The 13,063-nt window shown below is 65.8% G+C and carries 15 protein-coding genes, 1 tRNA gene and 1 pseudogene; 2 read left to right on the top strand and 15 right to left on the bottom strand.

Translation table 11 applies throughout. The annotated features are described in order from the left end of the window. Window positions 1–136: 136 nt before the first annotated feature. Window positions 137–213: transfer RNA gene (locus EPA64_RS13440), tRNA-Arg, on the top strand. 576 nt (window positions 214–789) lie between these two features. On the opposite strand, the pseudogene EPA64_RS13445 reads toward EPA64_RS13440, so the two are convergent. The 7 genes and pseudogenes from EPA64_RS13445 to trbG form a co-directional block, all read right to left on the bottom strand. Then, a pseudogene (locus EPA64_RS13445) lies at window positions 790–1,842 on the bottom strand (recombinase family protein); the annotation flags it as partial. Continuing rightward, the gene (locus EPA64_RS13450; protein ID WP_029074249.1) at window positions 1,839–2,237 is read right to left on the bottom strand and encodes an HVO_A0114 family putative DNA-binding protein; all 399 of its coding nucleotides are present in this window, start codon (window positions 2,235–2,237) and stop codon (window positions 1,839–1,841) included. The pseudogene EPA64_RS13445 and the gene EPA64_RS13450, both read right to left, overlap by 4 nt. Then, window positions 2,234–2,587, bottom strand: coding sequence for a toxin-antitoxin system TumE family protein (locus EPA64_RS13455; RefSeq protein WP_127520397.1), 354 nt, complete (start codon window positions 2,585–2,587; stop codon window positions 2,234–2,236). The genes EPA64_RS13450 and EPA64_RS13455 overlap by 4 nt, the downstream gene beginning before the upstream one ends. Further along, window positions 2,584–2,901 carry a hypothetical protein gene (locus EPA64_RS13460; RefSeq protein ID WP_029074251.1) on the bottom strand — a complete coding sequence of 106 codons (318 nt, stop codon included), beginning with the start codon at window positions 2,899–2,901 and terminating at the stop codon, window positions 2,584–2,586. The genes EPA64_RS13455 and EPA64_RS13460 overlap by 4 nt, the downstream gene beginning before the upstream one ends. A 135-nt stretch (window positions 2,902–3,036) precedes the next feature. Beyond that, window positions 3,037–3,258, bottom strand: coding sequence for a DUF2274 domain-containing protein (locus EPA64_RS13465; RefSeq protein ID WP_029074252.1), 222 nt, complete (start codon window positions 3,256–3,258; stop codon window positions 3,037–3,039). A gap of 2 nt (window positions 3,259–3,260) precedes the next feature. Further along, the gene (locus tag EPA64_RS13470; RefSeq protein WP_420822601.1) at window positions 3,261–4,361 is read right to left on the bottom strand and encodes a TraB/TrbI/VirB10 family type IV secretion system protein; all 1,101 of its coding nucleotides are present in this window, start codon (window positions 4,359–4,361) and stop codon (window positions 3,261–3,263) included. A 32-nt stretch (window positions 4,362–4,393) separates the two neighbouring features. Next, a complete protein-coding gene (trbG, locus tag EPA64_RS13475; protein WP_200523655.1) occupies window positions 4,394–5,311 on the bottom strand; it encodes a P-type conjugative transfer protein TrbG in 918 nt (305 codons plus the stop codon). Window positions 5,312–5,407: 96 nt separating this feature from the next. Between trbG and EPA64_RS13480 the strand changes: the two genes are divergently transcribed. Further along, window positions 5,408–5,785, top strand: a complete 378-nt coding sequence (locus EPA64_RS13480) for a nuclear transport factor 2 family protein (RefSeq protein WP_029074878.1) — start codon at window positions 5,408–5,410, stop codon at window positions 5,783–5,785. A 5-nt stretch (window positions 5,786–5,790) separates the two neighbouring features. On the opposite strand, the gene trbF is transcribed toward EPA64_RS13480, so the two are convergent. The 8 genes from trbF to trbB are packed head-to-tail and all read right to left on the bottom strand — an operon-like array spanning window position 5,791 to window position 12,949. Further along, on the bottom strand, window positions 5,791–6,480 hold the full coding sequence (trbF, locus tag EPA64_RS13485) for a conjugal transfer protein TrbF (RefSeq protein WP_031623919.1): 690 nt from the start codon (window positions 6,478–6,480) through the stop codon (window positions 5,791–5,793). Continuing rightward, window positions 6,477–7,832, bottom strand: coding sequence for a P-type conjugative transfer protein TrbL (gene trbL, locus EPA64_RS13490; RefSeq protein WP_029074256.1), 1,356 nt, complete (start codon window positions 7,830–7,832; stop codon window positions 6,477–6,479). The genes trbF and trbL overlap by 4 nt, the downstream gene beginning before the upstream one ends. Before the next feature lie 2 nt (window positions 7,833–7,834). After that, complete coding sequence (gene trbK-alt / locus EPA64_RS13495; protein WP_031623918.1) at window positions 7,835–8,101, bottom strand: putative entry exclusion protein TrbK-alt; 267 nt, start codon at window positions 8,099–8,101, stop codon at window positions 7,835–7,837. 14 nt (window positions 8,102–8,115) lie between these two features. Further along, window positions 8,116–8,892, bottom strand: a complete 777-nt coding sequence (trbJ, locus tag EPA64_RS13500) for a P-type conjugative transfer protein TrbJ (RefSeq protein WP_029074258.1) — start codon at window positions 8,890–8,892, stop codon at window positions 8,116–8,118. Then, a complete protein-coding gene (gene trbE / locus EPA64_RS13505) occupies window positions 8,889–11,381 on the bottom strand; it encodes a conjugal transfer protein TrbE (protein WP_029074259.1) in 2,493 nt (830 codons plus the stop codon). The genes trbJ and trbE overlap by 4 nt, the downstream gene beginning before the upstream one ends. Before the next feature lie 10 nt (window positions 11,382–11,391). Continuing rightward, window positions 11,392–11,673 carry a VirB3 family type IV secretion system protein gene (locus EPA64_RS13510; protein WP_029074260.1) on the bottom strand — a complete coding sequence of 94 codons (282 nt, stop codon included), beginning with the start codon at window positions 11,671–11,673 and terminating at the stop codon, window positions 11,392–11,394. Further along, entirely contained in the window at window positions 11,673–12,005 is a 333-nt protein-coding gene (locus tag EPA64_RS13515; protein ID WP_029074261.1) for a TrbC/VirB2 family type IV secretion system protein, read from the bottom strand. Before EPA64_RS13515 ends, EPA64_RS13510 begins: the two co-directional genes overlap by 1 nt. Then, window positions 12,002–12,949, bottom strand: a complete 948-nt coding sequence (gene trbB / locus EPA64_RS13520) for a P-type conjugative transfer ATPase TrbB (protein ID WP_200973972.1) — start codon at window positions 12,947–12,949, stop codon at window positions 12,002–12,004. The genes EPA64_RS13515 and trbB overlap by 4 nt, the downstream gene beginning before the upstream one ends. Between the last annotated feature and the right edge of the window lie 114 nt (window positions 12,950–13,063).

Consider the following 13,063-nt stretch of genomic DNA (forward strand, 5'->3'; position numbering starts at 1 on the left):
CCCTCCGAAGGCGGATGTCAACCTCGAATGCTAGTTGCGAGATGTGAAAAGAGGCCGACAAAACAACAACTTGAAAGATCGGATTTCTGGTCTTCCAACCGACGAAAAATTCGCGTAAGCACTGCGTAAGCAGAAGGCACCCATAGCTCAGCTGGATAGAGCGCACCCCTCCGAAGGGTGAGGTCTCAGGTTCGAATCCTGATGGGTGCGCCATTTCAGAACAGAACTATGAACGCCGAACGCCGCCGTTTCTACGCTTGAAGCGGCGACCAGCGTTCGCAGCAGTTCCGACTTCGATCCCATGATGCGAACCTCGTCGTCGGCAACCTCGACACGCTGCGCCAGCGCGCGTAGATGGTCGCGGCGGTAGCCGCCATCGTTGAGCCTGATCCGTTCACGGGCTTTGCGGGCAAACCCCTTGAGCATATCGGGGGTGACGCCCTGATTGCCTGAACTATCGAGCGCGAGCTGCGTGCGCTCCGCGTCGGCGGCGGCTTGATCCCGCAATGCCTTGAGGCTCACCATGCGTTCCTTTGCCATGGCGTCGTCCTTGTCCACCATGCCGGCTTCGATGGCGTCAAAGAGACGGCCGAGCCGCTGGTCGGCTTCCGTGATTCGCCTTTGAAGCTCGGCAAGATGCTCGCGGCGGCGCTCGGTGCGTTCCTGTCGGCGGTCGATGACGCTGGCAAGGACGGTTTCCAACCGCTTGGGCAGGAGCAGGCGGTCCCCGATATAATCGGCGACCGTATGGTCCAGCTTGTCCATGGGGATCGTGCGACCCTTGCAGCCGGTCTTGCCCTGCCGGGCCTTGGTCGAGCAGGTATAGTAGCGGTATGTCGCGCCCGTGCTGCCTTGGCCGGTGCGAAGCGTCATCGCTCCCCCGCACTTGGCGCAGAAGCAAATGCCGGTCAGGAGCGTCGGGCCGCTGGAGACACGTGCAGGCGTCACCATGGGATTGCGGGACTTGAGGCGGGCTTGCACCGCGTCGAACGTCTCGCGCTCGATTAGGGGCGGCACCGCCATGATGGCGACCTCGCTCTCCGGCTTCTTCTCCCGATCCTTGTGCGAGCGGGTGTTGAACCTGTGCTCGCCGATATAGGTGGTGCGGGTCAGGATGGCGTGGATTTGCGCCAATCCCCAACGCCCTCCGTCGCGGGTGAAGAAGCGGCGCTCGTTGAGATAGGTGGCGATGGCCTTGACGCCCATCGCGCCGGACGTGCCGTCTCCTTCGAGGAACAGGCGATAGATCAGCCGCACGGTGTCGGCGTGCAGCGGGTCGATCTCCAGCTTCTTCTTGATCTTCGATCCGCGCTGCTCGGCCGCGACGATGCGATAGCCGATGGGCGGCCGTGCGCCGTTCCAGAAACCCTGCCGGGCATTCTCGTTCATGGCGCGCAGGACGTGCTTGGCGTTCTCCTTGGACTGGTATTCGTCGAACAGCGCCATGATCTGCCGCATCATCTGGTGCATGGGATCGTCGCCCATTTCCTGCGTGATGGACACGAGCTTGACGCCGTTCTTCGCCAGCTTGCGAACGTAGAACTCCATCTCGAAGTGATCGCGGAAGAAGCGCGAGAAGCTATGCACCACGACAATGTCGAAGGGCGCGGGCTTCGACGTGCCCGCCTCGATCATGCGCTGGAATTCGGGGCGCTTGTCGTTGGTGGCGGTTGCGCCCGGTTCCACATAAGTCTCAACGAGCTGATAGCCGCGCTGCTCGCAATAGGCTTCGCCCTGCCGCTTCTGGTCGGGAATGGAAATATCATGCTCCGCCTGCCGGGCAGTCGAAACGCGCAGGTAGAGCGCGGCGCGGGCGGTAGTGGTTGGGCTGTGAATGTTCATGGTCGGCCTCCCATAGCTTTCTTCATCTTGGGGTGGTCGATCAGGGGCAACGCCAGCTCCACGCGGTCATGCACCACCTTGGGCGCGAGCTTACGCCCATGCCCCGGTTCGAGTCGCACAAGACCGTAGTTCTCCATGGTTTTCAGGGTGCGTGACAGATTGGAGCCGGCCCGGCCGGTGATTTCCGCCAGTTCCTCCAGCGATGCCGGGGCTTTCTCGGCGATGATGCGCAGCAGTTCGCGGTTGCCGGCCGACAGCACCTTGGCAAAGGATTCGGTCGAGGTGAACCACACCTTCGGATCGCTGGGCGCAGGTTTTTCCTCGCCGCGCGCGATCCGCATGGTGCGGGCCTTCATTTCTTCATAGTCGGCAATCCCGACTTTCAATGTGGTCATAGGGCACCTCGTTCCTTCAATACCGCGTCCACGGCCTGCCAGAAGTCGGCCAGCAGCGTGGCCGCATCCTCGTAGGCGTAAGGCTTCACGGTCTGAAAGCGGTGCCGATGGTCCATCGGCGCGCCGCGCCTGCCTCGGCCGACCGGATGGGCATTGTCGAAGCCGACCAGCCGTTCGCCCGAAAGCTCGTGAAGCGTGAGCGAATAATCGAGGCCGTGCGGCTTTTCCGGCGAGGCCGGAACGCGGGTGACGACGAACTTCACCCAATGGCCGCCCTCGGGATCGACAAAGAGCATCTGTCCGTCGAGGTCCAGAAGCGTGTCGAGGCTTGGATCACGATCCACGCTCACGTCTTTTTCCTATCAGTTTGTGATAGGTATTGCAAGCTGTCATTCGGCTTTCTCGGGTTCAAGAGTTCGTCGAACACATCGCCGAACCAACGCTCGAACACGTCAATCTCGGCTTCGGTGACGGGAATGTCTTCGGGCCAGTCGTCGGTGACACGCATCCTCTGCCCATCCGGGCCGAGAAGTGGCATGTTGCCGGCTCGCGTCCGGCCGTCGGGCGTAGGATCGTCGGCGTAGTCGAAAAGATCGTCGGGAAGTGGTTCGGGGATCGACTGTCGCGGTCGCCCTCTCCGGGCGCGGCGGCGCTCTGCGCACATGGAATCCTCCTTGGTTCTGTTGGAATCCGAGGCGCTCAAGGCCCCGGAATTAGGCGAACCATGGAGGGCAGTCGGCGGCCTGTAGCGTGCCGCATTTGCGCCTATGCGCTGGCGGCACCCCTGCCGGGATGGGACTCAGTTGGCGGCTCGCCGTGCCTTGGCGAAGCCGCGATCCGTTGCGATGAACCGCTCCAGCATCGGCACGATGAGCCTGACGGGATCGGCGGCGGGCTGGCCGCTCTCGCGGGCCAGCACCTCGGCATAGGCGACCAGATCGCGGTGAAGTGGCGCAGGCAGCTCCACGGTGATCTTCACGGGCTTGTCGTCGGGCAGCGGGCCGAGTTTCAGCTTGGTCATGGTCAACCTCCTGCCGGTTCGAATACAAGGTCGCGGGTGACGATGATCCTGACCGGGAAGCCGGGCCGGATGGTCAGCGTCGGTGCGACCTGCAACTGGCGCTGGACGATCTGCTGCCCCGCCTGATTGACGGTATCCTGCGCCCCGTCGCGGATGGCCCGGATAAGCCGGTCCTCGTCGCTGGTCGCCAGTTCCGTGCCGACTGCGAGCAGCGTGGACAGCCCTGCGGCCTTCATCAGATCCCACCAGTGGTAATCCACGCCATCCTCAAGCCCGGCGTAACCGGAAGCGTCCGCACCCGGCAGACGCTCAAGGACGATGGAACGGCCGCCCGGCAGGATCAGGCGGTTCCACACCAAGAGCACCCTTCGCTGGCCGAAGGTCACGCCGTCATCGTATTGGCCGATGATGCGCGTTCCCTGCGGGATCAGCAGCAGCGACCCGGTCGGGCTGTCATAGACGTTCTCGGTCACTTGAGCCGTGATCTGGCCCGGCAGGTCCGAACGGATGCCGGTGATGAGCGCGGCCGGAATCACGGCCCCGGCCTGAAGGATGTAGGGCGATGCCGGCGGCGCGACACGATCCGGCGCGACAGTCTGCCGGTCCACGGGTCCATTGAGGAAAGCCGCGTGCCGGTCCTGCGTCGCGGGCTGTCCGCCGAGGCCAAGACCGGCAAGGCTGGGCATGGCCGTCCCTGCCGGCGATCCCGTGCGCGGGCCGGACTGGAAGAACACATTGCTTAAGCGCGCGGCTTCTTCCTCGGCGCGGCGGCGTTCCTCGGCGGGATCGACGGCGGGCGTCGCCATCGTAGGCGGTGCGACGGGCTGCCCTCGGTTCTGCGCGTCGAGGATCGGACGGCCCAAATCTCCGGGCAGCGCGGGGCCGAGCACCGGCCCGCTATAGTCGCTTGGCAGACCGGCGAGGCCGTCCGCCGTGGGCCGGTTCTCGGTCGAGTAGAGTTCGCCGCCGTCCGGCCCTCCGTCGCGGGTCTGGAGCGCATAGATGAGTGCGCCGCCGATGCCGAGCAACGCAACCGCGCCGACGCCCGCCAGCATCTTGCGGGACAGGCGGGTGACGCGCGGCGGCTCGGCGCGCAGCCGCATGGGGGCTGCGGTTTCGGTGATGGTGTTGTCGGTCATGACGGGGAGCCTCCGGTCGCGCTGGCGGGCTGCGCGTCGGCGGCCTGCGTCGGGTTGGTGCGGACGATCCTGACGACCTGCTGGCGGCTGCCAGAGCCAAGGCGCAGCTCGGCCGCGCCGAACAGGCGGTCCACGATCAGGACGTTCTGGTGGACTCGGCTGTTGACGATCTGCGGCTCGCCGTTCGCGCCAAGCACGAAGATGGGCGGCATCTCGCCCTGCACGATCCCGGCCGGGAAGACGACATAGACGCGGCGGCCATCGTCGAAGACGGAGACGGGCCGCCATGGCGGGCTATCGCCCTGCACCTGCAAGGCGTAGCGATAGTTCCGCGCCGCCTCGGCGGGGATGATCGGGGCTGTCGGAACGGTGCGGCGCTGGCCGGGCGTCGCGGGATAGGCCCAGGCGACGGCGGGCATGTAGAGCGATTCCCGGGCGCGCAGCTCGATCATGTAGGTGCGCCGGTCGGTGGTGACGACAAGGTTGGTGGCGATGTCGGGTCGCGTCGGCTTCACGAGGATATGGACGCGGCGGTTCGCGCCCGAACCGGATTCCGTGTCGCCGATGATCCAGCGGGCGGTGTCGCCCGCCGCGATTGGCCCCGCGCCGGTCAGGCTCTCGCCCGGCTCCAGCGCGATCGTCGTGATCTGCCCGACTGCGGCATAGACCTGATAGAGCGCGCCTTCCGACCACGGATATATCTGGATGGCGTTGTAGTAGCCTTCGCGGCGCGGCTCGACGCGGGCGGCTGCATTGGCGTTCTCGACGCGGCCGGTCGGCGTGCCGGCAGCCGTACCGCCCCGCGCCACGGTCCATGCCGGGGGCACATGCAGCGGCCGGGGCGTGTTGTCGACTGCTGCCGCCTGCACGGTCGGCAGCGGCGGAACGCTGGCGTCATAGCTGAATTGCGGCATCCGATTGGTGGCGCAGCCGGTCAAAGCGATTGCCACGACCGTCACAAAAATAGCATACGATAGCGGCTTTAGGATTAGTAGTGAGGAACTGACAGGATGGATACTGTCCCGACGATTGTTGCCCGGTATATCGACGCCTACAACACGATGAATGTTCAGGCGATGCTCGACTGCCTGTCGGGCGACGTTCGGTTTATCAACAGATCGAACGGAGAAGTGACGAACGAGACGCATGGGATTGAGGCATTTCGCGCGTTGGCGGAACAGGGTGTTGAATTGTTTGCGGAAAGAGAACAGACAATTCTCGACTGCATCGCCATTGAGGACCGTGCAGCGGTGCGCATCGGCTATCGCGCCAAGGTCAAGGCCGACCTGCCCAACGGCTGGAAGGCTGGGCAGAAGATCGAGATAGCGGGCACCTCGTTCTTCATGATCTCCAAGGGAAAGATCAGCGAGGTGATTGATGCAAGCTGACGTTTTCATTGGCTCATCTCCCGCGACCACGAAATTGCATTGACGTAGATTCCCAGCGGATTGGCGCGCAGGCGCTCGGCGTCGCGCGGCGGCTGGATGACGATAGTGAGGATGGCCGTCCATCGTTCCGTGGTGGAAAGCTGGCCGTTCTCGAAATGCCTTTCCGTCCACGCGACGCGGAAGCTGTTGGGCGAGGCCCGGATGACGCTGGACACCTCGACGGCGACCTGTTGGCGGCCGACCTTGGTGAAAGGGTCATTGGCGCGGGCGTAATCGTTCAATGCCGCCGCGCCGCGATCCGTGGTCCATTCATAGGCGCGAAGCCAGTTCTGGCGGACGATGATCGCGTCGGCCGGGATCGCGCGGACCTGTTCGATGAAGCGGCCGAGATGGAAAGCAATCTGCGGATCGGTCGGGCGATAGTCGGCATTGGCTGGCGCGACGGTCTGCGCCTGACCGAGATTGTCCACCTGCACGACCCAAGGCACCACGGTCCCACGCGCGGACTGCCAGACCAGCGCAGAGGCGAAGCCGGCCGAGAGGATCAGCGAGCCGAAGGCCATGAGCCGCCAGTTCCGCGCCTGCACGCGGGCCGAGCCGATACGCTCGTCCCACACTTGCGCGGCGCGCTGATAAGGCGTCTCGGGTTCCGGCGTCTTGCCGTAATGAGTTGCTGGTCGTTTGAAGATGCTCATGAGCGGTCACTTTCGGAAAGATTGATGGAGGAACCGGAGCCGTGGCTGTCGCCGGAGCGCACCGCATGGGCGGCCATGGTCGTGCCGTGGTTGAGGGCTTGCGAACGCTGCATGCGCTGCGCCCAGGCCGGAGGACCGGCGGATGGTGCCGGCGATGCGGGCGCAGCATCGCTCCCGCCGACCGTTCCCATGGTGGAGCTGCCGCCGCTTGCGCCGAATCCGGCCTTCGAACCTTCGGAGAAGCTGGATTTGACGGATTCGCTGGCCCGCGCGGCGGCGCGTTTGAGGGGTGAGATGGCGGCCGAACCTGCTGCGCGGCCGACGCCGCCGAGACCGGAGGCGACGCCTGCCGCGCCGGACTGGCCAAGCGATCCGACGCTATAGGCGGCGGTCGCCGCGCCCGCGGTGGCCGCGCCGCCGCGGACGGCCGCGGCCCCGCCGGACAGGGCAGCGGCACCACCTTTGGCGGCGAGCATGGCCCCGCCGCCAGCGGCGACGGCTGCACCTGCGACCGCAAGCCCGGTTCCCACGGCAGCACCCGCGCCGAGCTGCGGGCCGCCCGAAACGATGCCGTTTGCTATGCCGGGGCCGAAGATGCCGAGGCCGAGCAGCGACAGAGCTGCCAGCACAATCGCCATGGCGTCGTCGATGGTCGGGGTCGCCCCGCCGAAACCGGCCGTGAATTGCGAAAACAAGGTGCTGCCGATACCGATGATGACGGCGAGCACCAGAACCTTGATGCCGGAGGACACCACGTTGCCCAAGACCTTCTCGGCCATGAAGGCGGTCTTGCCGAACAGGCCGAAGGGGATGAGGACGAAGCCGGCAAGCGTGGTCAGCTTGAACTCGATGAGGGTCACGAAAAGCTGGATGGCGAGGATGAAGAAGGCCAACACCACGAGCGCCCATGCGAACAGCAGGCACGCGATCTGGATGAAGTTCTCGAAGAAGGCGATCCAGCCCATCAGGTCGGAAATGGAGTCGAGCAGCGGGCGGCCGGCGTCGAGGCCGGTCTGCGCTACGCGGCCCGGCCGCGTCAGACCGGTGACAGAAAAGCCGGTGCCCGACGCCATGAGACCGAGGCCGGCGAAGCTCTCGAAGACGATCCGGGCGAGGTTGTTCCAATTGCCGATGATGTAGGCGAAGACGCCCACGAAAAGGGTCTTCTTCACCAGCCGAGCGATGATGTCGTCATCTGCGCCCCATGCCCAAAAGAGCGCGGCAAGCGTCACGTCGATGACGATCAGGGTGGTAGCGATGAAGGCGACTTCGCCAGACAACAGCCCGAACCCGCTGTCGATGTAGCGCGTGAATACGCCGAGGAAATTGTCGATGACGCCCGTGTTTCCCATGGTCAGCGCGCCTCGCTGCGGTCACGGCCGAGGAAGCGGTCGCGGGATTCAGCCCATGCGGCGAGGCAGTCGGTGTCGCTCGCCGCCGCCTCGCCGAGTTGCTGGCAACGGCGCAGGGTTTCGCGCAGGGGATCGGCCGGGGGCTGGAGGGCCGATGCCGGCCGTGACGCGGAAGGCTCGTCCTTCCGCGTCATGTCGATTGCGGTCACTGTCAAGGCAATCGCAACGAACACCACGGCCCCGAGCCGGACCAGCATCTTGCCGTCCATGGCGAGCCTCCCGGTCAGTTGTTGCCGTTGTTGAACATCTGCGCGTTACCCGGCTGATAGCCGCTGCCGGGCGTCAGGAAACGCTCGCGCTGGATGCGGCCCTGTTCGGCGGCGGTCGCGCGCTCGGCTTCGGTCAGCGCGTCGGCGCGGCCGTTCGCCGAGATGACCGCGATCAGATCGGAAAGCTGCTGTGACTGGAGCGCGAGAAGCTGGTTGCCGGCCTGCGTGGCTTGCAGCGCGCCGGTCGCGCCTTGGCTCTGGCCGACAAGCGCGGCCATCTCGGCGCGGTTGCTGTCGATGTTGCCGACCGCACCCGCCTGCACGCGCATTGCGTCCTGCAAGCCGCCGACCGTGTTCTCCCACCGGCTGCGCGCATCGGCGACAAGCTGGGCGTCGGTCGTCGAAAGCGAGACGTTGCCGTATTGCTGTTGAAACGCTTGGTCGATCTGCCCGACCTCGAACGCGATGTTCTGCGCTTGGCTAAGAAGCTGCTGCGTCCGGCTCACGTTCTGCTGGAGCTGCTGGAGCGACGAATACGGCAGGCTCGCCAGATTGCGGGCCTGATTGATGAGCATCTGCGCCTCGTTCTGGAGGCTGGTGATCTGGTTGTTGATCTGCTCCAGCGTGCGCGCTGCCGTGAGCAGGTTTTGCGCGTAGTTGCTCGGGTCATAGACGATCCGGCCGAAACCGAATTGCGCATGGGCCGGGCTTGCCAGCATGGGCGACAGCGCGACGGGCACTGCGAGCGCCAGCGCGAGGGCCGAAGCCCCGACAAACTTGGGATAGGTCATGGAAGAATCTCCTGTGTGGGGTGGGTATCGAGCCGGGCCGGCGCGGCGGATTCCGGCCGGTCGGCAAGATTGGTGAGGTTGGGGATCAGCTCGGCCGCCCACTCGACGCCGCGCGCGCGTAGCCATGCGGCGAGGAAGCCGTCGCGGCCGTGTTCGGCGACGATCTGTGCAATGAGCGTCTGGTCGGATTTGGCGGATGCGGCGCAGAGCGCGAGGCCGATTTCGGACAGGCCAAGCTCGAACAGGCGATTGCCGCGCCTCGACTGGCAGTAGTAGTCGCGCTTGGGCGTGGCCCGTGCGAGGATTTCGATCTGCCGGTCATTCAACCCGAAACGCCGGTAAATCTCGGTAATCTGCGGCTCGATGGCGCGCTCGTTCGGCAGCAGAAGCCGCGTCGGGCAGCTCTCGATGATCGCGGGCGCGATGTTGCTGCCGTCAATGTCGGACAGGCTTTGCGTGGCGAAGATGACGCTGGCGTTCTTTTTGCGGAGCGTTTTCAGCCATTCGCGGAGCTGGCCGGCGAAACCCTCGTCGTCCAGCGCAAGCCAGCCTTCATCTATGATGAGAAGCGTCGGCCGCCCGTCGAGCCGGTCGCCGATGCGGTGGAACAGGTAGGACAGCACGGCCGGGGCCGCTCCAGTCCCGACAAGGCCCTCGATCTCGAACGCCTGCACATCCGCCGAGCCGAGATGTTCGGCTTCGGCGTCGAGCAGCCGGCCATAGGCACCGCCGACGCAGAACGGCCGGAGCGCCTGTTTCAGATCGTTGGATTGCAGCAGCACCGCAAGGCCGGTGATGGTGCGTTCCTCGACCGGGGCCGAGGCCAGCGAAGTCAGCGCCGTCCAAAGATACTCTTTGACCTCGGGCGTGATGGCGATGCCTTCCCGCATGAGGATGGCGGCGATCCAGTCCGCCGCCCATGCGCGTTCATAGGTGTCGTGGATGCGGGCGAGCGGCTGGAGCGAGACGGACGCCTCGGCCCCTTCTGTCAGCCCGCCACCAAGGTCGTGCCAGTCGCCGCCCATGGCGAGCGCGGCGGCGCGGATGCTGCCGCCGAAGTCGAAGGCGAAGACCTGCGATCCGGCGTAGCGCCGGAACTGCAAGGCCATAAGGGCGAGCAGCACGCTCTTGCCCGCGCCCGTGGGGCCGACGACAAGGGTGTGCCCTACGTCGCCGACATGCAAAGACAACCGGAACGGGGTTGAGCCTTCGGTCTTTCCAAAGAGCAGAGGGGGCGCACCGAAATGCTCGTCCCGTTCCGGCCCCGCCCACACCGCCGACAGCGGGATCATGTGGGCGAGATTCAATGTGCTGATGGGCGGCTGGCGGACATTGGCGTAGGCGTGTCCGGGCAGGCTGCCGAGCCATGCGTCAACCGCGTTGACGCTCTCGGGCATGGCGGTGAAGTCGCGCCCCTGAACGATCTTCTCGACCAGGCGCAGCTTCTCGTCGGCTAGGCGCGGGTCGGCATCCCATACGGTGACGGTGGCCGTGACATAGGCCATGCCCGCCACGTCCGCGCCGAGTTCCTGCAAGGCCATGTCGGCGTCGAGCGCCTTGTTGGCCGCGTCGGTGTCCACCAGCGCGGACGCCTCGTTGGTCATCACCTCTTTCAAGATCGCGGCGATGCTCTTGCGCTTCGCAAACCATTGGCGGCGGATGCGGGTCAGCAGCCGCGTCGCGTCGGTCTTGTCGAGCAGGATCGCGCGCGTGCTCCACCTGTAGGGGAACGGCAGGCGGTTCATTTCGTCGAGCAGGCCCGGCGTCGTCGCGGTCGGGAATCCCACGATGGTCAGCACGCGCAGATGCTTGGTCCCAAGGCGCGGCTCCAGCCCGCCGGTCAAGGGCTGGTCGGCGAGCAGCGCATCGAGGTGCATGGGCACCTCGGGCACGCGCACGCGATGCCGGTTGGTCGAGATGGTGGAGTGGAGATAGGTCAGCGTCGCGCCATCATCCATCCAACGGCACTCGGGCATGAAGCCGTCGAGCAAAGCCAGCACGCGGTCGGTGCGGTCGATGAAGCCGCGCAGCAGCTCCCACGGGTCCACGCCGGTTTTCTCGCGGCCCTCGTAGAGCCATGTTTCGGCGCGGGCGGCTTCCTCGGCCGGGGGCAGCCAGAGGAAGGTCAGGAAATAGCCCGACACGAAATGCGTGCCTGCTTCCTCGAACCCGGCTTTGCGCTCGGCATCGACCAGCGCCGATGCCGCATCGGGAAAGGTGCTGTCGGGATAGGTCGCGGCCTCGCTGCGCTGCGCCTCAACAAAGATGCTCCAGCCGGAGCCGAGGCGGCGCACGGCGTTATTGATGCGGCCGGCGACGGCGACCAGCTCGGCCGCGACGGCGGAATCCAGATCGGGACCGCGAAACTTCGCGGTCCTCTGAAAACTGCCGTCCTTGTTCAAGACGACGCCGGAGCCGAGCAATGCGGCCCATGGCAAATAGTCGGCGAGCCGGGCGGCGGTGCGGCGATATTCGGAAAGGTTCATCATGGCCGCGCCCTCACACCGCCAGATGGCCGGGGACGCGCAGATGCCTACGCCCGACCTCGACGAATTGGGGATCGCGCTTCGCCGCCCATACGGCTGCGAAATGGCCGATTGCCCAAATGGCGATGCCGACCAGCCAGAGGCGCAAACCGAGGCCCACGGCTCCGGCCAGCGTTCCGTTCATGATGGCGATGGAGCGCGGTGCGCCGCCGAGCAAAATATGCTCGGTCAGCGCCCGGTGGACCGGGACCGTGAAGCCCGGCACCGCGTCGAGCAGTTCGAGGCCGCCCGCCATCAAACGAGCGCCCCGCCGCCGAACGAGAAGAAAGACAGGAAGAAGCTCGATGCGGCGAACGCGATGGACAGGCCGAAAACGATCTGGATCAGGCGACGGAAGCCGCCGCTGGTATCGCCGAACGCGAGGGTCAGGCCCGTCACGATGATGATGATGACGGCGATGATCTTGGCGACCGGCCCCTCGATGGACTGGAGGATTTGCTGCAAGGGCTGTTCCCATGGCATCGACGAACCGGACGCATGGGCGGCCGGGGCAAGCATGAGGCTGATGGCAAGGGCAGATGCGGCGGTCGTGGCGAAGCGATAGCCGCGCGTAAGGGTGCGGATCATGAAGATTCTCCTGTGCTGGTGGGGATTGCCGAAGGGATGGGATGCGTGATGCGGTAGTCGCCGTCCGGCCCCAGCCCCTCGACGCGGGCAAGCTCGGCCAGCCGGCGCGCGGAACCGCGCCCGGAAAGGACGGCAACAAGGTCGATAGTCTCGGCGATCAGCGCACGCGGGACCGTGACGACAGCCTCTTGGATGAGCTGTTCAAGGCGACGAAGCGCGCCGATGCCGGTGCCGGCGTGAATGGTGCCGATCCCGCCGGGATGGCCCGTGCCCCATGCTTTGAGCAGGTCGAGGGCTTCCGATCCGCGCACCTCCCCAATCGGGATGCGGTCGGGGCGCAGGCGCAGCGAGGACCGCACAAGGTCCGACAGGCTGGCGACGCCATCCTTGGTGCGCAGCGCCACCAGATTGGGCGCGGCACATTGCAGCTCGCGGGTGTCTTCGATGATGACGACACGATCCGCGCCCTTGGCGACCTCCGCCAAAAGGGCATTGGTGAGCGTGGTCTTGCCGGTGGAAGTGCCGCCCGCCACCAAGATATTGGCGCGGGCTGCGACGGCTTCGCGCAGCGTTTCCGCCTGATCGGCAGACATGATGCCGGCGGCCACATAGTCGTCGAGCGTGAACACCGCGACGGCAGGTTTACGGATGGCGAAGGCCGGCGCGGCGACCACGGGCGGCAAAAGGCCCTCGAACCGTTCCCCGCTCTCGGGCAGCTCTGCCGAGACGCGGGGGCTGCGGGCATGAACCTCTGCGCCGACATGATGCGCGACCAGCCGCACGATGCGTTCGCCATCGGCGGCGGACAGGCGTTCGCCCGTGTCGGAAAGCCCTTCGGACAGCCGGTCCACCCAAAGGCGACCGTCCGGGTTCAACATTACCTCGACCACGGCCGGGTCTTCGAGCAGCCGGGCAATGGCGGGGCCGAGCGCGGTGCGCAACATGCGCGCGCCGCGCTGGATCGCTTCCTGTCTGTGGTGGTTGGTGGTCATGTCGGCCCCGGCTTCTGGCGGGGCGCAACAGGCGGTCCCCGGATCGGGGTCGATTAAGAAAGCCCG

Origin of the sequence: Paracoccus luteus, from assembly GCF_004522155.1 — a bacterium.
Taxonomy (GTDB): domain Bacteria; phylum Pseudomonadota; class Alphaproteobacteria; order Rhodobacterales; family Rhodobacteraceae; genus Paracoccus; species Paracoccus luteus.